Raw genomic sequence first — 22,717 nt, forward strand, 5'->3', positions numbered from 1 at the left:
GGCATCGGAGACGGAGACGGAACGGTCCGTCGCCGTATCGGAACGGCGTGTGGGATCAGCGGCCATGGAGCACCTCCGCGGGGCGCAGCCCCAGGATCGAGCGGATGGACGAGAGCGAGGCGGCGAGCACGGTCACGGCGAGGAGCACGGCGACGAGCACGAACACCATCGGGCGCATCGTGATGCCCGAGCCGAACACGACGCGGCCGATGAGCTGGGCGACGAGCGCGCCCGCGCCGGAGCCGACGAGCGCGCCGAGCAGGGAGATCAGCGCGGTTTCGGCGAGCATGAGCCGGCTGACCGCGCCGTCGGTCGCGCCGAGCGCCTTGAGGAGCGCGAGTTCGGCGCCGCGTTCGCCGATCGACGCGGCCATCAGGTTCGCGACGGCGATCGCGGCGGCGACGAGGCTGAGCGCGGTCATGAGAATCATTACCGCGCGCGTCTTGGTGAGCACGTCGCCCTGGAGGGCGGCGACCTGACGCACCTGCTTGGCGGTCGCGCCCGGCAGCACCTCCTCGATCTGGTAGGCGATGGAGCTCGGGTAGGCGGTGCAGTACCAGGTCTCCCACTCCTCCTGGGCGAGCGCGTTCGGGTTCTTCGCGGCCTTGCGCGCCAGATCGTTCTCGGGGGTGGTGAGCGCCTTGACCTCGATGCGGTCGATCGCGTCGGTCAGCCCCGACAGCTCCTGCAGCTTCGACGACGACACGTACATGGAGCCGTTCTCGTCGTCGCCGGAATCGTAGACGCCGACAATCGTGAAGTCCATCGACGCGTCGCCGCGCGTGAGGGTGACGGTGCCGCCGGACGCGGCCGTCACGCCGAGTGCGGCGGCGAGATCCCTGCCGAGCATCGCCTCATTGGTGCCGTCCTTGGCCCAGCGGCCTTCGACGGTCCACCAGGAGCGCATGCCGGAGACGCCCACGACGGTCGTCTCGCCGGTGGCGAGGTCGAGCCTGCGGTCGAACCAGGTGCCGACGACCGGGACGCCGTCCGCGGACGCCTTGCCGGCCGACGCGTCGGCGTGCAGGTCGAGGCGGGGCGCGAAGTCGGTGATGTTGAACGCCCAGAAGATCGTCTTGATCTTCGCCGCGTCCGACTCCTTGAGGAACGCGGTCGGGTCGGCGGACGACGAACCGGACGAACCGGAGGAGGCGGACGCGCCCGCCGACGACGATGCGTCGGCCGAACCGTACAGGTCGTCGACGACCGCGTCGGCCTTCGGCTGCACGGTGATGTTGGAGCCGTACGTCGACAGCTCCGCGTTGAGCTTGTCGCCCACGTCGAACACGACGCCGAGCATCGCCGTCGACACCGCGGCCGACAGGCACACGGTCACGGCGATGAGCAGGCGTCGGCGCAGCTGCCGGCTGAACGACCGGACGATCATGCGCATGAAGAACATGCCGTCTCCTTACTTGGCGAAGTGGGCGCTGAGCGCGTCGAGGGCGGTGGTGTGGATCTCGATCGCGCCGTCGGCGATCGTGTAGTCGAACGGGACCGGGTTGCAGCCGCCCTTGAAGCCGATCGTGGCGAGGTTGATCGCCACGTCGCAGCGTTTGCAGATGATCTTGCCGTCCTTCTCGTAGTAGCCGGCGTCGCCGCACGTCTCGCACGCGTCGAGGCCGATGCCGTACGCGCCGCCGTTCTTCTTGATGATGATGAACCGCATGACCGTGCCGTCCGACGCCGTGTATTCGAATCGGTGCAGATGGCCGTCGTCGACCTGCGCGAACGGGATCGTCGCCACGCCGTCGCGCAGCGCGTACGATTCGGGCGGCGAGAGAGTCGGCACCTTGTCGACCTCGGCGACGCCCGCCGTCAACGCGACCGTCACGCCGACCATCGCGACCAGGCTCCACGCACCGGCCGCGACCGCACGGCGCCTGAACGCGCGATGCGCGCGGCCGATCGCCTCGTTCTCCCCGTCCGGCTTCAACCGGAAGCCGGCGACGATCGACGCGACGGCCGGAATCGCGAACACGAGCGCCTCGCCGATCACCATCCACATCTCATGGTTCGCGAACCGGATCAGGATGCGGAACGGCATACCGTGCAGCGTCAGGATCATCATCGACATCATCAGCGAGAACAGCTGCGTGAGATGGTCCAGCAGGATCAGCACGACCAGCAGCGCCGACGCCGCGACGAACGCGGGGTGCACCGCGGTCGACCGCATCGTGCGGAAGACCGCGGCGGCGGCCACGGCCGTCGCGACGCCCAGCGCGAACCCCAGCGCGCGCAGCAGCATCTCCGACGTGAACGGCGAATCGCCCTCCTCGACGAAGCTCGTCAGCTGCATGATCACATCCTGCAGCGCGAAGAACGTCGTCAGCGCGATGCCGACCGCCGCGACCGCGTTCGCCGCATGAAGCGCCCACGGGCGCTCGCGCCGGCGCGTCGTGATCGACCGGGCGCGCAGCACGATCGCGACCATGAGCACGTCGGCGGCGACCGCGCCGACCAGCACCGGCAGATTGACGGTCGAACGGCGGTCGACGATCACCAGCGTGCGCAGCACGGTGAACACGACCGCGCCCGCCAGACCGGCCAGCAGGCCGACGGTCCGCCAGTCGCGGCTGAGCGGACGGTCGCGGCCCTCCCCCACATCGAGCAGCACGCCCATCGTCATCGCCAGCAGCGCGGGCGCCAGCATGCCCGGCAGCGCCTGCACGTATTGCCCCAGCATTCGCTTCCTTTCGTTCTCGCGGCGTTTGCGGCGTCCGCATCATCCGCGCGGTTCGCGCGTTCGCGTCATCCGCAGCGTTTCACGCGCACCCTCCGGTACGCGACGGGGGCATTCCGCGGCGCGCAGGCCTCGGAATGCCCCATTCAGGTCGGGTCCCCGCCGGCGCCCGCGTTCCAACGGAACGGGAGCGGCGGGCGGACGTCACCACTGGTGGACGGTGTAGTCCCAGTCGAACGACGCCTCGATCGGCTCGGTCCAGAAACGGCCCTCGACGCCGGTGTCCGGGTCGACGTGCAGCGTCCAGCCGTTCGTCTCCGGGCTGTAGATGATGAACGTCAGCTTGTACTCGCCGGCCTTGTCCATCTTGAGGTTCGCGCCGTAGTGCGGGCCGTCGTCCGCGTTCATCTCCATGAACGTGCCCTCCTGCACGTTCGACGAGTCGTTCTTGTCCTCGATGCGGTACTTGACCGTCAGCTTCGGGATGAACTCGCCGGTCGCGTAGCCGAGCTTGTTGTCCTTGAGCGCGTGGATGTCGGCCTCCAGATGCAGGTTCGCGTCCGCGGCCTTCAGACCCGTGCCCTCCGGGTACATGTCGACCGGCTGGAAGTACACGGCGGCGATGTTCAGCGGGAAGATCTCCTGGTCGTTGCCGATCGGGATCTCCTCGAACGAGGCGGCGCCGTCGTCCGCGGCGTCGTCCGACGAATCGTCGGCGGTCGTGGCGTCCTGGCTCGACGTGGTCTGGCCGTCGGCGTTGCCGGACGCGGCGTTCGTGTCGCCGCACGCGGACAGCGAGACGGTCAGCGCGCCGGCGGCGATCAGCGCCAGCAGCGCGGCGATCCTGTGCTTCATGATGCTCTCTTTTCTCCGGTGGATCGGTGGTTGGGTTGATGGTTGGATTCGGAAAATCGGAATGGTCAGGCCGTCTCGGCCGCGGCCTTGGCGCGCCGCTGGCGGACGTAGCCGACGGCGAACAGCGCCAGCACGGCCACGGCGGCGACGATCTGCGCGACGACGGTCTCCGCGTACGGGTAGAAGCCCAGCCAGTCGTTCGTCGGCAGGCCGGCCAGATACAGGCCCGGCAGCAGGTCGCCCTCGATCAGCGAGTGGACGCCGCCGCCGGCGAACACGATCACCAGCGCCGACATCAGAATCGACGTGACGAGGAAGAACGGGCCGATCGGGATGCGCACCGACGTGAAGCGGATCAGCACGAACACGACCAGCAGCACGGCCGCGGCGAGCAGGCCACCGACCCACATGCCGTGCGCGTCCTGCGTCATCGAATAGATCGACTGGTAGAAGATCACCGTTTCGGCGCCCTCGCGGAACACCGCGAGGAAGCTCAGCAGCGCCAGCGAGCCGACCGTGCGCGCCGACGCGGCCCCGCCGGCCGCCGTCGCCGCGGACGCGTCCGCCACCGCGGCCTCGGTCTTGGAACGGATGTAGCGGTTCCACGCCTCCACGCTCGACTTGTTGAGCATCCAGTTGCTGGTCCACAGCAGCATGCCCATCGCGATGAGCGCACACACGCCCTCCATGATCTCCTGGACCGGGCCGGAGCCGCCGAACAGGGCCACGAAGATCGCGGCGACCACGCCCGAACCGGCCAGGCCGGCCGCGACGCCCACGTAGATCCACCTGACGAAACGGCGGTTGCCGGACTTGACGAGATAGGCGACCGTGGCGGCCACGACGAGCAGCGCCTCCAGACCCTCGCGCACGAGCACGAGGAACGCCTGGCCGATCGAACTGGTCACGAAGCGGGTGAAGCCGTTCACCTGATCGGCGGCGCCGCCGTCGAGCTGGGCGGCGTCCTCGTCGAGCATCGACTTGAGCGAGTCGACGATCGACGCGGTCTCGGAGGCCGGCTTGCCGGCGACCATCGCCTTGCGCGCGTCCTTGAACGTGCTTTCGACCAGCGAGACGCGGCTGCCGCCGATCGCGTTCATCACGTTCTTCTCGAAGCCGAGACGCTCGTAGTACTGGTAGTACGCCTCGTTCACCTTGTCGGCGCCGCCCTGCCCGTCGCCGCCCTTCGCGGTCGCGACGGCCTCGTCGAGGATGTCGTCCATCTCGGCGGCCACGTCGCTCCACGTGCGGTCGCCGCGTCCCGTGTACGTCGTCTTCTTGTTCGCCTGCAGGTCCTGGCGCTGCGACTGCGTCTCGGCCAGGCTCGCGGCCGCGTAGTCACGCGGGTTCTTCAGGTCGGCCGACGCGTCGAGCGTGGCGGCCGCGTCGGCGAGTGCCGCGGTCAGGTCGTCGACCTGCGTGGCGAGCTCGTCGGCGTTGCCGTCCGTGTACGTGAGCTGAAGGACCGACTGGAAACGGTCGGCGAGCGCCTGCTGCGCGTCGGCGCCGAGCACGTCGGTGACGGCGGCGGCGAAGTAGCTGGCGCGGTACGTCATGTTGTAGGCGGGGCTGATGACGGAGGACGCGGACGGGCGGTCCGTCGCGTACGTGTCGACGCCGTCCTTGAGCTGGGCGGCGATGTCGTCGGCGACGGCGGTCCAGGTGTCGTAGTCGGCGTTGGGGTTGGTGGCGGTTGCGTCGGCGGTGTCACCGGTCGTGTCGGTTGTGTTGCCGGCCGTGTTGCCATCGGCGAGGGTGACGGTCGTGATGCCGGCGGTCGTGCCGTCGGCGGTCGGGAGGGCGTGGGCGATGCCGGCGGGCGCGACGGCGACGCACAGCAGCATGGTCAGCGACGCGAGCAGCGCCCCCGGCGCGGCGACGCGGCGTGCGTGCGATCCCATCGTGGCGTGAAACGGCATCCGGACCTCTCTCTTCCTTCGCGTGCGATTCCCAACGCGCAATAACCTACGAGGAAAATTCCGGAAGCAACAGTCTTGATTTTTCGGCCGTTCCGTGGCAGAGGCCTTTTTCGGGGGCGTACACGCCGGAGAATCGCCCGTTCCGGCGCGCGTCGCGTCTCACAATGCGGACCGATGCGCCCGTTCCGACCACGATGCGGAACGGGCGGCATGGCTGCGTACACCGCGCGACTTGTCCACATCGCCGGACATCCGCGTCGACTTATCCACAGCGGGTTATCCACAGCGGGTTATCCACAACACGCCGTCGGAGTGACCGTTCGACCACATACCCCGGGCGGCGTGGACGCGGCGCCCGGTTCCCCTCTAACGTGACGCCCATGCGTATCGCAGGCACGACGGCCCGCACATACGTCAGGGGGTATATTATGGATGGTTGGGCGATCGAGTTGGGATTCATCGAGGACTGGCTCGACGAACAGGACGACAAGACGATCCGGCTGGTCATGGCCGCGGTGAACATGCTGCGCCGGGAAGGGCCGAATCTCCGGCGGCCGCTGGTCGGCACGATCGACGGGTCGGCGTACCGCAACATGAAGGAGTTGATCCCCGCATCGTCGGGCAACGCGCAGATCAGGATCCTGTTCATGTTCGACCGGTCGCGCACAGCCGTGCTGCTGCTCGCCGGAGACAAGCGCAAACGGTGGGACAGCTGGTATCGGACCGCCATCCCGGAGGCCGAACGACGGTACGCGCAATATCTGCACGAAAGGAGCGCACGCGCATGACACACCTCTCATTCGACGACTACATGGCCAAGCGGGGGCTGACCGAAGACGACCTCGCCCCCTACGAGGCCGAACTGACCGAACGCATCCGCGTCTACGAGCTCAAGGAGGCGCGCAAGGCGTGCGAACTCACGCAACGGCAGCTCGCCGAACGCATGGGCGTCAGCCAGAAACGCGTATGCGAGCTGGAACGCGGAGACCTCGACCGCACGCAGGTCGCCACGCTCAAACGCTACGTCGAAGGACTGGGCGGCATCCTGCACATCACCGCCGCGCTTCCCGACCGCGCGCCGGTCGTGCTGGTCTAGCCGACGGCAGGGTCGGGGCGCGAGGCCGCGACGGGCAGGCCGTCAGGATTCGAGGACGGACAGGACCTTGCGTTCGTCGTAGAACGCGAAGACGATGCCGCCGACGCCGCACAGGACGGCCGCGCACACGGCGGCCGCACGGTAGCCGGCTCCCGACGCGACGCCGATCGTGCCCAAGCCGGTGAACAGCAGCATCGCCAGACTCTGTCCCATCTTCATCGCGAACGTGCGCGCCGCATAGAACATGCCCTGACGCTCCTCGCCGGTCGTCTTTGCGCTCGCGCCGGCGATGTTCGCCACGACCGCCTGCGGGAGGATGCCGAACACGGCCATCGGCGCCGCGCACACGACCGACAGGACCACGCCCTGCACGCCCGCCGGCATCCAGCCGAGCGCGCCCGAGCCGAGCAGCGATGCGAACGCGTACGCGCACGTGAACACCGCAAAGCCGACCAGCATCAGACGCTTCTTGCCCACGCGGCCGGCCAGCACGTTCACCGGCAGATAGAACAGGACGGACATGCCCGTCATCAGCACGAAATAGACCGTCGTGCTCGTCTCCGGCAGCTTGAGCAGACTCGTCACGAAGAACGGCAGACCCGTCTGGAACATCGTGATCGCGATCCAATACACCACGTCGGAGGCGACGAACTTCACGAACTCGCCGTCGCGGAACGTCTCACGCAACGACGTGAGCGTATCCTCGCCCGTCGGCTTCGCATCCACGTACTCGCGTTCGTCGATCGTCAGCGGCGGCACCATCATGCAGACGAACGCGATGGCGGCGAGGATCGAGAACGTGACGCGGATCGCGTTCACGCGGCCCAACCCCGGCACGAACGCGCCCCAGACCACCGGAGCCACGTACGCGACCGCCGTGCCGGCGATGAACGTGAACGAGATCGTCGTGGAGATCGTCAGCTGCTGGCGCGAATCATGACCGAGTTCGGCGATCAGCGCGTTGTACGGCGTGCAGTAGAACGTGAGCGCGATGTAGTAGCCGATCACCGCGACGAACAGGAACGCGGCGTTCAGCCAGCTGACGCCGCCCACCGGACTCCAGAACACGAGCACCGTGACCGCGGCCAGCGGCAGGGCCGCGAACCGCAGGAACGGGATGCGGCGGCCGCGCGGCGACGTGCTGCGGTCCGACAGGCTCGCGACGGCCGGGTCGACGAACGCGTCGAACAGGCGGGCGAATGCGGTGATGCCGCCCACGACCGTCACGACGCCCAGCACCGCCAGCCCCTGCGGCACGAACACGGTCTGCCCCTGCGCGACCGTCTCGGCGTCCGGCTGGTAGAAGTAGACGAGCCAATTGGAGATGATGCCGCTCAGCAGCGCCCAGCCGAACTGGCCGGTCGCGAACGCCCAGACCTTCGCGCGGGGCAGGTCCTTGGGAACAGGGCGGTGGGGCTGCACGGACGAGGTCGGTGCTGCGGATTTCGCGGATGATTTCCTGCTGTTCATCGATGAACCTCCCGAATCAACTTTGACGCGATGTCAATGATAGTCCTCGGGTGGCCACGGCATCGCCATCGGCAGCCATATTACGGTCATCAGACCGGCTTCATCCAAGCAATCACGGCGAAGCGAGAACGATCGCCGGCCAAACCGGCAACCGTGCTCACTGGGAACACTTCAGTGAGAAGAATCCCCTACCAAATCGGAGAAATTGGTCACTGATAGACCGCTAATGAGAAGAATCACCGGGGTGACTGACGAACATCCTCGCTGACAGGCCGCCAGCAAGAAGAACCGCCGGGTAAGCCGGCAGCCATCCTCGTTGGGAGCATCCCAGCGAGAAGAATCGGAGACCAAGCCGGCAGACATTCTCGCTGGCGAAGTCTCAGTGAGAACAATCCCAGACCAAGCCGGGGAATCCGCTCGCTGGAGGCTCTCCAACGAGAACAATTCCCGGTCAAACCGGAGACTTCACTCACTTGGCGATCCTCAACGAGAAGTATTCCCGACCGTGCCGGCGAAACCGCGCGCTTAGGATGGGAGTCATGGACGAACGGACGACGGGCATCGCGGAGCGGATGCCGCATGCCGCGGCGTTTCCGCGGGCGCTGGGAACCGGCATCATCATCCGCAGCTCGCGCGCGATCGACGCGGGAACGCGCGAGACGATCGGCGGATTCATCGGCGAATACGAGCGGGTGCTGTCTCGCTTCCGCGCGGATTCGACCGTCGCCGCGATGGCCGCGGCCGAGCATGGCGGCACGTTCGACTTCCCCGACTGGGCGAACGGCCTGTTCGACCTGGCCGACATGCTGGCCGACGCGACCGACGGCGCCGTCGACCCGTGCGCCGGCGAGGACCTGATCCGGCTCGGCTACGGCGCCGACTACACGTTCACGCTCGCCGCCGACGCCGACGGCCGGCTCGGCGCGATCCACGGCCGGCCCACCTGGCGCGGCGACATGACCCGCCGTGGTGCCACGCTCACCACCACGCGGCCCGTCCGACTCGACTTCGGCGCATACGGCAAGGGGTATCTCGTCGACCTGATCGCCGGCATGCTCGACGCACGGCACCCCGAACACGCCGACGGACACGAGTCCGATCCGACTCCGGAGAACGGCGATAATCCCACGTCCGGAAAACGGCCTACCGGCACATCCGCCGAAGACAGCGCGCAATCGGGCATCATGTCACACCTCGCCGCGCACGCCGCATCAACGACCATTCCAGCCGCCGCACCATATTCCGGCTGCAGTCCCGAATGCTCCGGCGAACCGTCCGTCAAGTCGGGGCGCGACGACCATGATGCGGCGGATCGCCTCTGCGACTTCATCATCGACGCAGGCGGTGATCTGCGGATCCGGTCGGCGACGCCGGTCGTCATCGGATTGGAGGATCCGGCCGACACGAGCCGCGCCGTCGGCACCGCCGCGATCGGCGACGGCTCGTTCTGCGCCAGCGCGCCCAGCCGGCGCCATTGGCGCGCGGCGGCCGCGTTCGAGGCGCATCATCTCATCAACGCGATCGACGGCCTGCCCGTACGCGACGTGGCGGCCACGTGGGTGAGCGTCGCCGCCGATACGCGGCCGTCGGCAGCGTTCGCCGACCATCCGACGGCGCTCGCCGACGGACTCGCCACCGCATTGTTCGTCACGCCGGCGGACATGCTCACCGACCGGTTCCCTGGACGGTTCGACTGCGCGCTCCTGCATCCCGACCGCACCGCGCTCGTCTCGCGCGGATTCCCAGGCCGACTGTTCCGGCGGTGACCGAACCCGGCGGAACACGACCAGCGTTATCTCACGGCGGAAAATCAACCGGCGAGCGATGCCGCATCCAGGGATCGGCGATTCATTCCTTCGCGTCGCGAGGGGATGCAGCGGGTTCATCCGCTCGCTGCATCCACAGCATGGAGGTGACGAACATGACGAGCTGGACGACGACATAGGCGATGCCGCGAAAGCTGAGCAGCGCACCGATCCCGTCGAACAGACACCGGTCCACGACGAGCAGCACGGCGACGACGATCGTGGCGAGCGCCAGCCGCAGGCGCCGACGGCAGGTCATGCGACCACCCGATTCCCGGCACTCGACCGGATCTGCGTCCGACCCATCGGCGATGTCACCTGCCGATCGGCCCACCGTATCGAAGCGTGAGGCATATCCCCTTGCGTTCATCAGCATCCCCTCCTCCGAAGGATTCCGAACAGGAACGCCTTCAGCGTAGAGCGCCCGGCGCGCGGACCCATCCGGCTTTGCTATGGGAACAATCATGATTTCAGGCAATCGAGAGCACATACGATGATGAAGGGCCACCGACTTCCGCCGTACCATGCAACATGGTGGACTCTGCGAACGGTGACGGGCCATCGCAAGGCGACGTCAAATGGAACCGAACCAAACCGATGCAATGAGTCAGGCCGACGGAACTGCACAACCGGACCGCGCCACGCGGAAACGAGCGGAGCCCGGCGCATCGCGAACAGGAACGAGCCATCGCAAGGCGGCGCAAACGGAACCAAGCCAAACCGATGCAATGAATCAGACCAACGGAGCCGCGCAACCGGACCGGACCACGCGGAAACGAGCGGAGCCCGGCGCATCGCGTGCCCGACCGTAGGCTTGGCCGAGCGGCCTGGAGCGTGTCGGGCACGCGATGCGCCGGGCTCCGCGGACGGGAACGGACCGTCGCAAGCCGTCATCAGACGGCGGCGGCAGTCAACGGACCTCCGCAAGCCGGCATCATCAGATGGCGGCGGCTGGCGACGGACTGTAGACCCGTCGCCAGCCAGCAGTCAGCCGTCCGATAAGCCGCCTAGTCGGCGAGGGCGAACTGACTGTTGTAGAGGTCGGCGTAGAAGCCGCCGGCGGCGAGCAGTTCGTCGTGCGTGCCGCGTTCGATCACGTCGCCGTGGTTCATGACGAGGATCATGTCGGCGTCGCGGATCGTGGACAGGCGGTGGGCGATGACGAACGACGTGCGGCCGACGGTCAGCGCGTCCATCGCACGCTGGATCAGCTCCTCGGTGCGCGTGTCCACCGACGACGTGGCCTCGTCGAGGATGAGGATCGGCGCGTCCTGCACCATCGCGCGGGCGATCGTCAGCAGCTGCTTCTGACCGGCCGACAGCGACGTGTTCTCGTCGAGGACGGTGTCGTAGCCGTCGGGCAGGGAGCGGATGAACCGGTCCAGTCCGACCGCGCGGCAGGCGGCCTCGATCTGCGCGTCGGTCACGCCCGGCTTGGCGTAGGCGACGTTCTCGCGCACGGTGCCGCGGAACACCCACGTGTCCTGCAGGACCATCGAGAACTGGTCGTGCACGTTCCAGCGCGGCACGGACGCGGTGTCGACGCCGTCGATCGCGATGGAGCCGCCGGCGATCTCGTAGAAGCGCATGAGCAGGTTGACCATCGTGGTCTTGCCGGCGCCGGTCGGGCCGACGATCGCGACCTTCTGCCCGGCCCTGACGGATGCGGAGAAGTCGCGGATGATCGGCTTGCCCGGCTCGTATTCGAAGCGCACGTGGCTGAATTCGACGTCGCCGCGCACCTGCTGCGGGCGGCCGTCGGCGCCGCGGCCCAGCAGCGCGGGCTTGTCGGATTCGTCGGCCATCTCCGGCTCGTCGAGGAATCCGAAGACGCGTTCGGATGCGGCGGCGCAGCGCTGCAGGTTCTGGAACGCCTGCGCGAACTGGCTGAGCGGCTGGGTGAACAGTCGGATGTACATCATGAACGCGACGATGACGCCGAATTCGATGCGCCCGTCGAGCGCGAGCGCCGCGCCGACGACGCACACGACGACGTAGCCGAAGTTGCCGATGAAGTTCATGAGCGGCATCATCAGGCCAGACAGGAACTGCGACTTCCAGCCGGAGTCGTACAGGTCGGTATTGTAGCGCTCGAATCGCTCGATGGAGTCGGCTTCGCCGTTGTACGCCTTGACGATGATGTGGCCGGCGTACATCTCCTCGACGTGGCCGTTGACGTCGCCGAGGGCGGTCTGCTGGCGTACGAAGTGCTTCTGCGACGCCTTCATGATGACCATCATGACGATCATGCCGATGAGGCTTGCGCCGATCGCGCACACGGTCATGAGCACGTTGTTGGAGAACATCATGACGAGCGCGCCGACGAACAGCGTGACGGACGTGATGAGCGATCCGACGGACTGGCCGAGCGCCTGGCCGATCGCGTCGACGTCGTTGGTGATGCGGCTGAGCACGTCGCCGTAGCTGACCTTGTCGAAGTAGCTGAGCGGCAGCCGGTTGATCTTGACGCTGATGGATTCGCGCAGCCGCTGGGCGATGCGCTGGGTGACGGTGGCCATCATCCAGCTCTGCACGTAGTTGAGCAGCGCGTAGCCGACGTACAGGGCGACGAGCGTCCAGCCGATGCGGGCGATCGCGTCCATGTCGATCGCGCCGGCGACGGGCTGGCCGTCGACGACGGCGGGCAGGCCCTTGGCGATCTCGTTGGTCATGTCCTTGAGCCGGTCGGGGCCGACGATCTGGCAGATCGCGCCGGCCGCGCCGAGGATGAGCGCGACGATGACGGCGGGGATCCAGCGGCGGCAGTATTGCAGGAGCCTGCCCATGACCTTGCCGAAGTCCTGCGGTTTGTCTGCGGGTCCGCGCCCGCGTCCGGGGCCGTGCCCCATGTGTCCTGGCATTGTTGAAAGTCCTTTCGTTCGGCGTCGTCGGCTCAGGCGCCGAGTTCGGATGCGGTGAGCTGGGAGCTGGCGATCTGCCGGTAGACGTCGCAGGTGTCGAGCAGTTCGCGGTGGGTGCCCTTGCCGACGACGCGGCCGTCGTCGAGCACGATGATGAGGTCGGCGTCCATGATGGTGCCGATGCGCTGCGCGACGATGAGTTTGGTGGCGTCCTTGGCGTGGGCGGCGAGCGCCTCGCGTACGGCGCGGTCGGTGCGGAAGTCGAGTGCGCTGAACGAGTCGTCGAAGATGAGGAATTCGGGGTTGCGATGGACGGCGCGCGCGATGGACAGGCGCTGCTTCTGTCCGCCGGACACGTTGGATCCGCCTTGGGCGATGGGCGCGTCGTAGCGGCCGTCCATGCGGTCGACGAATTCGGCGGCCTGGGCGACGCGGGCGGCGGTCTGGACGTCGGTCGCATGTCCGGTGTCGTCGCCGTAGGCGATGTTGCCGGCGACGGTGCCTTTGAACAGGACGGACCGCTGCGGCACGTAGCCGATGCGGTCGCGCAGGTCGGCGAGCGGCCAGTCGCGCACGTCGACGCCGTCGACGAGGACCTGGCCGCGGGTCGCGTCGTAGAAGCGGGGCACGAGGTTGATGAGGGTGGATTTGCCGGAGCCGGTCGAGCCGATGAAGGCGACGGTCTGGCCGCGTTTGGCGGTGAAGGAGACGCCGTCGAGCATCACGTCGCGCGAATCGGGGTAGGCGAAGGCGACGTCGCGGAATTCGATCTCGCCGCGCGGGGCGGGCGGGGCGACGGCGGTGCGGGCGGCGGCGGCATGACCGGCGTCGGCGGACGGCGCGGCCGGGTCGGCGACCATCGGGACCGTGTCGAGCACTTCGAGCACGCGGCGGGCGGACACGTCGGCGCGCGGCCACAGGACGAACACCATGCTCATGAGCAGGAAGCTCATGATGACCTGCATGGAGTAGCTGGAGAACACGACCATGTTGGAGAAGATGGTGAGCTTGTCGGTCAGGTCGGCGGATTCGATGAGCGCGGCGCCGATCCAGTAGACGGCGAGCATGAGGCCGTTCATCACGGTATTCATGAACGGCATCATGACCGACATGGCACGGTTGGTGAACAGCTGCGTGTCGGTGAGGGTCGTGTTGGCGGCGGTGAACTTGCGCTCCTGGTAGTCCTCGGCGTTGTAGGCGCGCACGACGCGCAGGCCGGTGAGGTTCTCGCGCGCCACGAGGTTGATGTCGTCGGTCAGGCGCTGCATGGCCTTGAACTTCGGCAGGACGAGCGCCATGAGCACGGCGACCATGACCATGAGGATAATGACGGCGACGGCGGTGGCGACGGTCCATTCGAAGCCCTTGCCGGCGATCCTGCACACGGCCCACACGGCCATGATCGGCGATTTGACGAGCAGGACGAGGCCCATCGTGACGAACATCTGGATCTGGGTGATGTCGTTGGTGGAGCGGGTGATGAGGCTGGCGGTGGAGAAGCGGTTCATCTCGGCCGGGCCGAACGATTCGACCTTGGCGAATTCGAGCGAGCGCAGGCGGCGGCCGAAGGATGCGGCGACGCGCGCGGTGACGAAGCCGGTGACGACGGCGCAGCCGACGGAGCCGAGCGAGATGAGCAGCATCTTGCCGCCGGCGATCCAGATGTCGGCCATGGCGCTGCCGGGCGTCTCGACGAGCGTGGTGATCTCGGACATGTAGTCGGGCAGTTCGAGGTCGAACCAGATGTGCGCCACGACGAAGACGAGGCCGATGAGCAGCTGGCCGATCTCCGCCTTGGACAGGTACTTGCAGATGCGAAGCATGGTTCCCCTTGCGGTGGTTGGTTTGGTTCCGGTCGGTCCGGGCGATTGCGATGGGCGCGGCGACCGATTTACCTTACAGTGTGTAATTATCTATGGGCATGATGATACATGCCCGGCTGTGTGTTTCCTGAGAATCGGACGGTCGGGAGGGACGGCACCGGCGATCGGACCGGCCCACGGGACCGGATCCGGCAGGATTCCGGGCGTCGGATCGTGGCGCAGGACCGCCGCTATTCGCCCTCGGCGAACGCGGCGCGCACCTCGTCGGGGGTGGGGCGCGGCTCGCCAGGGCGGCAGATCGACATGTAGGTCATGAATTCGCGGGTCAGGTCGACGAAGTCGCGGGTGCGCCGCTCCCCCATCTGCGAGAAGATCCAGCAGACCAGGGAACGCATCTCCTCGATGTTGCGGCGGGCGTTCTCCTCGCCGGCCTCGGTCAGGCTGATGTGCGTGACGCGGCGGTCGTCGGGGTCGGGCGTGCGCGAGATCAGGCCCTTCCTCTCCAGCGCCGACAGCACGCTGGAGACGCGGCCGGACGTCACATGCATCGCGTCGGCGAGCTGGGACGGCGTCATCGCGCCGCGATGGGCAAGCTGCCGGAGCACGAACGTCTCGCCGTGCGTGCCGCGCGTGAACTCGCGCTGCATCGCCGACTTATGCCCCCACACGGTCTTCCACAGCGCCTCGACGGCCTCATCCTCGTATCCCATGCGCACCTCGCCTCCATCATGCGGGAACGGCATCCCGCAACAATCATCCACCCTCAAACTATCTCACACTATAAACAATCATAGATGCCATATATTCCATGGAAGTGTTCAGCCAACAGAACGGTAGCGACGGCCTCGAGTCTTGCCTTCGAGCACGAGAGAGCCGTCCTCGACCAACTGATTCAGATATTTCCGCACCGTCCGCTGGCTCACGCCGGAACTATCCGAAACCTGCGGAACCGTAACCGTATCCTGACGGGAGAACAGTTCGCGCAATGCCGTCTTCACACGGTTTCCCGCTTCGCTCGACGACGGATTCCGAACCTCGATCCGCTCACCGGGAGCGGTCGGAGCCCCTTCGACCTCCTTATGCTCACCGGCAGCCGCATCGGCACCGTCATTCTGCACGTCATCGTACGAGGCGCCCGTCACGACGGATACCGCCGACCGGCTCGCCGTCTCAGGCCGCAGCGTCGGCACCATCGCCTCGAAGATATCGCCGTCCCGGAATTCCGGCTTCCGACCGGTGTACAGCGACGCCGCCCGGTTCAGTACTCGCAGTCCGCTGCCGAGCTTCTCCGCGATGCCGGTCTGCACGAACACGTCGGCGATGATGGGATTCTTCGGCATCGGCGTGAACTCACCCAACGTCATGCGCCCCTCGAAGAACGACCGGGACGCGTTGACCGTACGAATGGAATCCTTCCCGATGAGGATCCTCGCGACGACCGGACTGGAGTATTCACGATGCATCAGACTGTTCGCGACCAGTTCCCGGGCGATCACGTCACGCGGACTCGTCCGCCGGCCGTCGGCCAGCGCAAACCGGTCCGGCAGACTCCTCGTCACGAAGTCGACCAGGCGATCGTACGCGTCGAACAGATTCGTCCGCACCATCAGACGGTCGTCATACCGATCGACGTCGTCGCGCCGCACGATCGCGTCGGTGACGTACGACGGGCACACCGATGCGATCACATCATCCTTGCCCAGCAGCAGCACGGCAGCCAGGTTGAACCCCTCCTCGCCGGTCGTGTAATCCCGGTCGTACAGCTTGGCGCTACGGAACATCTCATCATCCGACATCGTCGCCCACGGATGGCCGGCACGCTGCGCAACGGCCATCGCGCGCATCCGAGCCACCAGATCGGAACGCAGGTCGAACGGCGTGACGTAACGGAAGATGCGACGTTCGGAATAGTAGTTCTGCTTGCGGATGTACATCTGACTGATCTGGATGTCGCCGTCGACCCGCACATCGGTATCTGCCAGCCGATCGTATACGACGCCCTTGAATCGGATCACCGACGATCCGGACATCACCAGGATGCGGATCACGACACGACCGTCGCAGTCAATCCGTTCGGTCTCCACGTTCGGCGCAGGCGAGAACAGGTTACGGTTGGATATCACGTTCGCGATGTTGCGTTCGACTTCCACGGCACGCTTGGGATCGATGCCTTCGACCGCGCCGTCGTCGTTGACGCCGAGATAGATGCTGCCACCCAACCGGTTCGCGAACGAGCAGACCGTTTCGAAGACATCCGGATGAGGCCGGTCACCGCAGCGTTTGAACTCGACGGTGACGGACTCGCCCTCCTTCAGCACCGCGTCCAATTCGTCCCGGACCATAGGAACCCCTTTTCCCGAATCAGCGACCAATTCGTACACTGTCACAATAATTCATACACGCTGGGGCACAATTTGCACCTCACCATGTACGAATAATACCCAATTCATGTATGAATATCACGCCATAATGTAAGAATTGAGCCACAATATCATAATTAAGGCGCAGAATTCTTTACCGCATGCATGAATTCGACCATCAGGCAACCTCATCAGTAACGGGCATGCCTTGCAGGGAAATACACTCGTCAATCAGGCCGCAACCGAAACCCGTCGGTTGCGCGCGTCTGACCGAAGTCGGCGCGCACGGAACGCAGTCTGAGGCGAACGGTTCGACGGTTTGTATGCGTCCGAACGAAAGCAGCGCACACAAACCGCGGTTCGGAAGGGGCGGTTCAGCGGTTTGCATGCGGCGGCTTCGTTGACGCGCATACAAACCGCAGCCGCAGCCCGTAAGGGACCGGCGGACCGGCCGGCGACAGGCCCCGCTATCGGCCGAGGGACTCGCGTAGGTCGCGGGACTGGAAGCGCTCGTGCAGGATGCAGTAGCCGCCGAAGAGGACGAGCCACACGAGGCCGGCGATTGCCGGACCGCGGGTGTCGTCGGCGAGGAACAGCGTGCAGTAGACGAACACGAAGAACGCGATCGCGAGCGTGTTCGTCACCTTCCACGCCGGCATCAGGAAGCCGTCGGCGATGAAGTCGGCGGAACGGCGGTAGCGGCGGTGCGCGAGCATCGTCAGCACGTAGATGAACACGATCACCGCGCTCGACGCGGACGCGAACAGGACGAACGCGCCGGAGACGCCGGGGATCGCGTTGATGACCGGCGACAGCAGGATCAGCGCCGCCGACGCGACGATCGCGCGCGCCGGCACCTGCCGCTTCGACACGACGCCCAGCTTGCGGAACGTCGGCGACGGCGACACGGCGGCCAGCTGGTACAGGTGGCGTCCGGCCGAGTAGAGCAGCGAGTTGAGCGCGCTGGACGCGGCGGTGATGACCACGAAGAACACGAGCGCCGACGCCCAGTCGAGGCCGGCGAACTGGAACACCATGATGAACGGCGACGCGAACGAGCCGTCCGCGTTCGGCCGGAACGTGGTCCACGGCACGATCGCCATGATCGCCACCAGCGCGCCCACGTAGAAGATGAGCACGCGCATGATGATCTCGTTGATCGCCTTCGGCAGCACCTTGCGCGGGTTCTGCGTCTCGGACACGGTGACGCCCACGAATTCGATCATCTCGTACGAGTAGAACACCATCTGGAAGCTCATGAGGAAGCTCAGCCAGCCGTTGGGCGCGATCGAGAAGCCGCTGGTGATGTTGTCGAGTCCGGCGTGGCCGGCGGGCGAGACCGCGTCCTGGCCGGTCACCTGCACCGCGTCGTAGTGGTAGCCGACGACGACCATGACCACGGCGGTGGCGATCAGCGCGCAGATGAGCGTGATCTTGATCATCGAGAACCAGAATTCGGCCTCGCCGAACGCCTTGACGGCGATCAGGTTGATGGTGACGAGCGCGGCGAGGAAGCCGACCTCGATCAGCCACTCCCAGCCCGACAGGTCGATGCCGAACGTGTCGAAGAACGTGACGAAGTACGTGGACACGGCGCTGATCTCGCTCATGCCGATGAGCACGAGCACGATCCAGTACGACCAGCCGGCGAACGTGCCCCACCCGTTGCCCAGGTAGCGGGTGATGAAGTTGATGAACGTGTGCTGGCTCGGATCGCGGTACATGAGCTCGCCGATGCCGCGCATCAGCAGGAACATGATGAGGCCGACGCCGATGTACACGAACACGATGCTCGGTCCGGTCAGCGCGATCGACTTGCCGGAGCCGAGGAACAGGCCGGTGCCGATCGTGCCGCCGATGGCGATGAACTGCACGTGCCGGTTGTTCAGGCCGCGCGCCATCTCGTTGCCGTGGTCGAGGCTCTCGACCGACTTCAGGCCGCCGCCGTCCGGCTGGTCCGGTTGCGCCGTTCGCGCAGGCGTCGCCTGATGCTGCGTTTCGCTCATCGTTTTCCTCCCGTATGTGAACAGGTTCAAACTCTAGCAGCGGACCGCTACCCCACAGCCGGGAAGTTCAACGCCGATTGTGATGATGTTGCGTGCATTTCGTCGGAAAGTTCAATTCGCGGCTTGGAATTGAACTTTCCGGCGACGGCGCCCCCGCCGGCCGCCGACCGACCCCGTCATTCGACGGACTTGAGCGAGCTGACCGGGTCGATCCGGTCGAGCACCGGGTTGGTGAACAGGTGGACGAGCAGCGCGAACGCGACCGTAGCGCCGGCGGCGATCAGATAGCTCGTCCAGCGCACGTCGACCTCGAAGTAGATGCCCGGCATGTTCAGCGCGGCCGTGAGCAGTCCGCCGATCCAGCGGCCCAGCGGCAGGCCGACCGCGACGCCCATGCCCGTCAGGATCAGCATCTCCTTGTTCACGTACGTGTGCACCTCGCGGTCGTAGAAGCCGAGCACCTTGAGCGTGGCCATCTCGCGCACGCGCTCCGACACGTTCGTGTTCGACAGCGTGAACAGCACCACGAGCGCCAGGCTTCCGGCCAGTCCCACGATCAGCGCGACGACCGCGCTCATCAGCTCGAATTGGAAGCCGCGCTGCAGCCGGTCGGTGCTGCTCACCGTCAGCACCGCCGGGTCGTGCGACAGCTCCTGCGCGTACGCGATGCGCGCGTCGGCGGCCGCCTCGTCGTCGGCGTCGTCGGCGTCGCCCATCGTGGCGAGCATCGCGTTCTCGTCGAGCGGCGCGGTCACGTCGAACGCGTCGCGGTACAGCGTCTCGCTCAGGTACACGTCGGAGCCGATCAGATTGCGGCTGACGGCGGCGACCGTCACGTCGGCGGTGCGCATCGCCGAATCGCGCAGCCGGATCGTGTCGCCCGCCTCGACGCCCAGCGCGTTCGCCGCCGACTGGGCGACGATCGCGCCGTCGTCGCCCAGCGTCAGCACGTCGCCGCCGCCGGACCGGCCGAGCCGGCCGAGCCAGCCGGACCGGCCGGAGCGTCCGGCGGCGTCGCGCAGGTCGATCATGTCGTTCAGCGCGTCCTCCGACCCGTCGGGGACGATCAGCAGCTGCACCGTCTCGCCGGCGCCGTCGACGGTCATCTCGCCGCTGTCGATGCGCAGGTCGAGCGTCGCGTCGACGCGGCCGTCGTCGGCGACGCGCTCACGCATCGCGTCGCCCGACCCGTCGCCGGCGACGACGAGCAGGTCGTAGCGGGTGATCTCGTCGTACTGCTTCGCGCCGATCGTGTCGACGCTGTCGTTGATCGCGAACCCGCACACGATGAGCGCCGTGCACCCGGCCACGCCGCCGACCGTCATGATCAGCCGCGACTTGAAGCGCGCGATGTTGCGCACCGTCACCTTGTTGAGGAAGCTCAGCCGACGCCACAGCGGGCCGATGCGTTCCAGCAGGACGCGCGCGCCCGCCTTCGGCGCCTTCGGACGCATCAGCGCGGCCGGCGTCTGGCGCAGCTCGCCCATGCACGCGACCACGGTGGCGCCCACCACGCCGGCCACGAACAGGAGCACGCCGCCCGTGCCGTACGCCCAGTCGTATTCGAAGCGGATGTCGGGCACCATGTACAGGCCCTCCAGCACGATCCGCAGGAACGCGGGGATGCCGACGAATCCGGCGATCAGCCCCAGACCGCCGCCGATCAGGCAGGCGAGCGCCGCGAACAGCACGTATCGGGCGGCGATGGCGGCGCGCCCGTAGCCGAGGCCCACGTACGTGCCGATGAGGCCGCGCTCCTCCTCGACCATGCGGGTCATGGCGGTCAGGCTCATGAGCACGGCGACGAGGAGGAACACGACGGGGAACGCGCGGCCGATCGATTCGATGGATGAGATGTCAGAGTCGAAGGCGCTGAAGCCGCTGATGGACGAGCGGGTCTGCACGTACCAGGTCGCGTCGGCGACGTCGTCGATGCGCTGCTGCTGGCGGGCGATCTCGTCGAGTGCGTCGCTGCGGCGTTGGTCGAGTTCGGTCTGCGCGTCGTCGAGTTGGGTGCGCGCGTCGTCGAGTTGGGTTTCGGCGGCCTTGAGCTGCCGTTCGCCGTCGTCGAGCTGGGTTTTGCCGGCGGCGAGCTGCGCGGCCTGGGTTTCGAGCTGTGTGGCCTGGGTTTCGAGGGTGGCGGCGTTCGCTTCGAGGGCGGCGGACTGCCGGTCGAGTTCGGCGGCGCCGGCGGCGGCCTCCTGTTCCTTGGCGCTCAGCTGCGCGTTCTGTGCGTCGAGCTGGGTTTGGGCGGGGATGATGGTGCCGTCCAGCGTGGTCTGGAGCTGGTCGCGGGTGGCCTGCAGCTGGGCGCGCTGGGTTTCCAGCTGGGTGCGGATCGTGCCGGGGTCGGGCGCGGTGGCGGGTACGTCGATGCCGAGTGCGGCGAGGAGCGTGCGGATGCGCTGCCAGGTCGCGTCGTCGATGCCGGGGGTGAGGCCGTCGAGCATGCCGAGGACCTGGTCGATCATCGTCAGGCTCTGGTCGACCTGCGCGAGCCCCTGTTCGACCTGCGTGCGGTTCGCGGTCAGTTCGTTCTGCGCCCGGTCGAGCTGCGTGCGCGCCGATGCGAGCTGGCGTTTGCCGTCTTCGAGTTCGGTGCGCGCCGACGCGATCTGCGAGCGTCCGTCGGCGAGCTGCCGGCGGGCGTCGGCGAGCTGGGCGCGCGCGTCGGCGAGCTGCTGCTCGCCGTCGGCGATCTGGGCGGCGTTGTCGTCGATGGCCTTGCGCTGGTCGGCGACCATCGCGGCGTTCTTCTCGACTTCGGCGCGGTTGTCGTCTATGGTGCGCTGCGCGTCGGCGAACTGGCGTTCGGCGTCGACGCGCGCCTCGTCGAGCGCGTCCTGCGCGTCGGCGACGAGCCGGTCGCGTCGTGCGCGCTGACGGTCGGTCTGCACCGTGGCTTCGATGCGGTCGGCGACGGCGGCGACGATGTCGTCGTACGCGTCGGAGAACGCGTCCTCGCCGTCGGTGCCGTCGACGGCGACCGTGATCGACGTGTATACGTCGCCGGTCACGCCGGCGGACGACGTGAAGAACGTGTAGTCGGAGGCGACGTTCTGGCGGAACGCCTCCGTGCCGATGCCGTCGGGGTTGCTCAGGTCCTTCGGGTCGATGACCTCGCCCACGATGGTCAGCTCCGTCGGGAACGATGGGGACTGCTCGCCGGATGACGCTGCGGCGGCGTCGGCATCGGCGGCGTCGGCGGAACCGGCGGAATCATCGGACGAATCGGCCGCGTCATCATCGGACGAATCGGCCGAATCGGACGAATCGGACGAATCGGACGGGTCGGACGGGTCGGACGAATCGGACGGATCGGCCGCGTCGACGGCGGCGCCGACGAGGCCGACGGACGATGCGGCGTCGGCGGCAGGTTCGACGCTCAGCGTGTCTCCGATCGTAAGGCCGCTGTCGAGCAGGAAGCCGAGCGTGACGGCGATCTCGCCGGCGGCGGACGGCATGCGGCCGTCGCTCAGGTACGGCCGGTCGAGGCCGGCGTCGCCGATCTCGCGCATCGTGACGCTTTTGACGGTGCCGTCGATCGTCGTCTCGACGCTCTGGCTGCGTTCGGCCTGCACGACGGCCACGCCGTCCACGCCGCGCAGCGCGTCCACGTCGTCGTCGGTCAGGCCGTACGTGGACAGCACCTCGATGTCGTGCAGTCCCTGCGCCGCGTAGAAGCGGTCGGCGGCGCGGAACATGTCGCGGCAGCCCGCGTAGATGCCGGTCAGCACCGCCACGCCCAGCATCACGATCACCGCGATCGACACGAACCGCTTCCAGCCGCGCACCCAGCAGCGCAGCATGTCCCGGACGAACGCCCCCGTCATCATGCC

At 67.1% G+C, this 22,717-nt stretch carries 15 protein-coding genes; 3 read left to right on the forward strand and 12 right to left on the reverse strand.

Annotated elements, in window-relative coordinates; all coding sequences use genetic code 11:
* Positions 1–55: 55 nt before the first annotated feature.
* From D2E24_RS01795 to D2E24_RS01810, 4 genes are all read right to left on the reverse strand, one after another.
* Entirely contained in the window at positions 56–1,402 is a 1,347-nt protein-coding gene (locus D2E24_RS01795) for an ABC transporter permease (RefSeq protein WP_125967604.1), read from the reverse strand.
* A gap of 9 nt (positions 1,403–1,411) precedes the next feature.
* On the reverse strand, positions 1,412–2,686 hold the full coding sequence (locus D2E24_RS01800) for a DUF2318 domain-containing protein (protein WP_125967605.1): 1,275 nt from the start codon (positions 2,684–2,686) through the stop codon (positions 1,412–1,414).
* A gap of 201 nt (positions 2,687–2,887) precedes the next feature.
* A complete protein-coding gene (locus D2E24_RS01805) occupies positions 2,888–3,541 on the reverse strand; it encodes an iron transporter (RefSeq protein WP_241222808.1) in 654 nt (217 codons plus the stop codon).
* A 62-nt stretch (positions 3,542–3,603) separates the two neighbouring features.
* Positions 3,604–5,439, reverse strand: a complete 1,836-nt coding sequence (locus D2E24_RS01810) for an FTR1 family iron permease (RefSeq protein ID WP_420897459.1) — start codon at positions 5,437–5,439, stop codon at positions 3,604–3,606.
* Between the two features lie 398 nt (positions 5,440–5,837).
* On the opposite strand from D2E24_RS01810, the gene D2E24_RS01815 reads away from it, so the two are divergent.
* Both D2E24_RS01815 and D2E24_RS01820 read left to right on the forward strand, forming a co-directional pair.
* Positions 5,838–6,245 carry a type II toxin-antitoxin system RelE/ParE family toxin gene (locus D2E24_RS01815; RefSeq protein ID WP_241222798.1) on the forward strand — a complete coding sequence of 136 codons (408 nt, stop codon included), beginning with the start codon at positions 5,838–5,840 and terminating at the stop codon, positions 6,243–6,245.
* The gene (locus D2E24_RS01820) at positions 6,242–6,553 is read left to right on the forward strand and encodes a helix-turn-helix domain-containing protein (protein WP_125967607.1); all 312 of its coding nucleotides are present in this window, start codon (positions 6,242–6,244) and stop codon (positions 6,551–6,553) included. The genes D2E24_RS01815 and D2E24_RS01820 overlap by 4 nt, the downstream gene beginning before the upstream one ends.
* Before the next feature lie 42 nt (positions 6,554–6,595).
* Here the strand turns inward: D2E24_RS01820 and D2E24_RS01825 are convergent, their stop codons facing one another.
* The gene (locus D2E24_RS01825) at positions 6,596–8,023 is read right to left on the reverse strand and encodes an MFS transporter (RefSeq protein WP_125967608.1); all 1,428 of its coding nucleotides are present in this window, start codon (positions 8,021–8,023) and stop codon (positions 6,596–6,598) included.
* Positions 8,024–8,562: 539 nt separating this feature from the next.
* On the opposite strand from D2E24_RS01825, the gene D2E24_RS01835 reads away from it, so the two are divergent.
* A complete protein-coding gene (locus tag D2E24_RS01835) occupies positions 8,563–9,789 on the forward strand; it encodes an FAD:protein FMN transferase (RefSeq protein ID WP_420897460.1) in 1,227 nt (408 codons plus the stop codon).
* Positions 9,790–9,871: 82 nt separating this feature from the next.
* On the opposite strand, the gene D2E24_RS01840 is transcribed toward D2E24_RS01835, so the two are convergent.
* The 7 genes from D2E24_RS01840 to D2E24_RS01870 form a co-directional block, all read right to left on the reverse strand.
* Positions 9,872–10,204, reverse strand: a complete 333-nt coding sequence (locus D2E24_RS01840; protein WP_125967609.1) for a hypothetical protein — start codon at positions 10,202–10,204, stop codon at positions 9,872–9,874.
* Between the two features lie 631 nt (positions 10,205–10,835).
* The gene (locus D2E24_RS01845; RefSeq protein ID WP_125967683.1) at positions 10,836–12,677 is read right to left on the reverse strand and encodes an ABC transporter ATP-binding protein; all 1,842 of its coding nucleotides are present in this window, start codon (positions 12,675–12,677) and stop codon (positions 10,836–10,838) included.
* 44 nt (positions 12,678–12,721) lie between these two features.
* Entirely contained in the window at positions 12,722–14,512 is a 1,791-nt protein-coding gene (locus D2E24_RS01850; RefSeq protein ID WP_125967610.1) for an ABC transporter ATP-binding protein, read from the reverse strand.
* Between the two features lie 230 nt (positions 14,513–14,742).
* Entirely contained in the window at positions 14,743–15,222 is a 480-nt protein-coding gene (locus D2E24_RS01855; protein ID WP_125967611.1) for a MarR family winged helix-turn-helix transcriptional regulator, read from the reverse strand.
* 108 nt (positions 15,223–15,330) lie between these two features.
* Entirely contained in the window at positions 15,331–16,854 is a 1,524-nt protein-coding gene (locus tag D2E24_RS01860) for an RNA-binding domain-containing protein (protein ID WP_125967612.1), read from the reverse strand.
* A gap of 485 nt (positions 16,855–17,339) precedes the next feature.
* Positions 17,340–18,878, reverse strand: a complete 1,539-nt coding sequence (locus D2E24_RS01865; RefSeq protein WP_125967613.1) for an amino acid permease — start codon at positions 18,876–18,878, stop codon at positions 17,340–17,342.
* A 176-nt stretch (positions 18,879–19,054) separates the two neighbouring features.
* A complete protein-coding gene (locus D2E24_RS01870) occupies positions 19,055–22,714 on the reverse strand; it encodes an FtsX-like permease family protein (protein ID WP_241222799.1) in 3,660 nt (1,219 codons plus the stop codon).
* Positions 22,715–22,717: the final 3 nt, after the last annotated feature.

Origin of the sequence: Bifidobacterium samirii (assembly GCF_003952945.1) — a bacterium.
GTDB lineage: Bacteria > Actinomycetota > Actinomycetes > Actinomycetales > Bifidobacteriaceae > Bifidobacterium > Bifidobacterium samirii.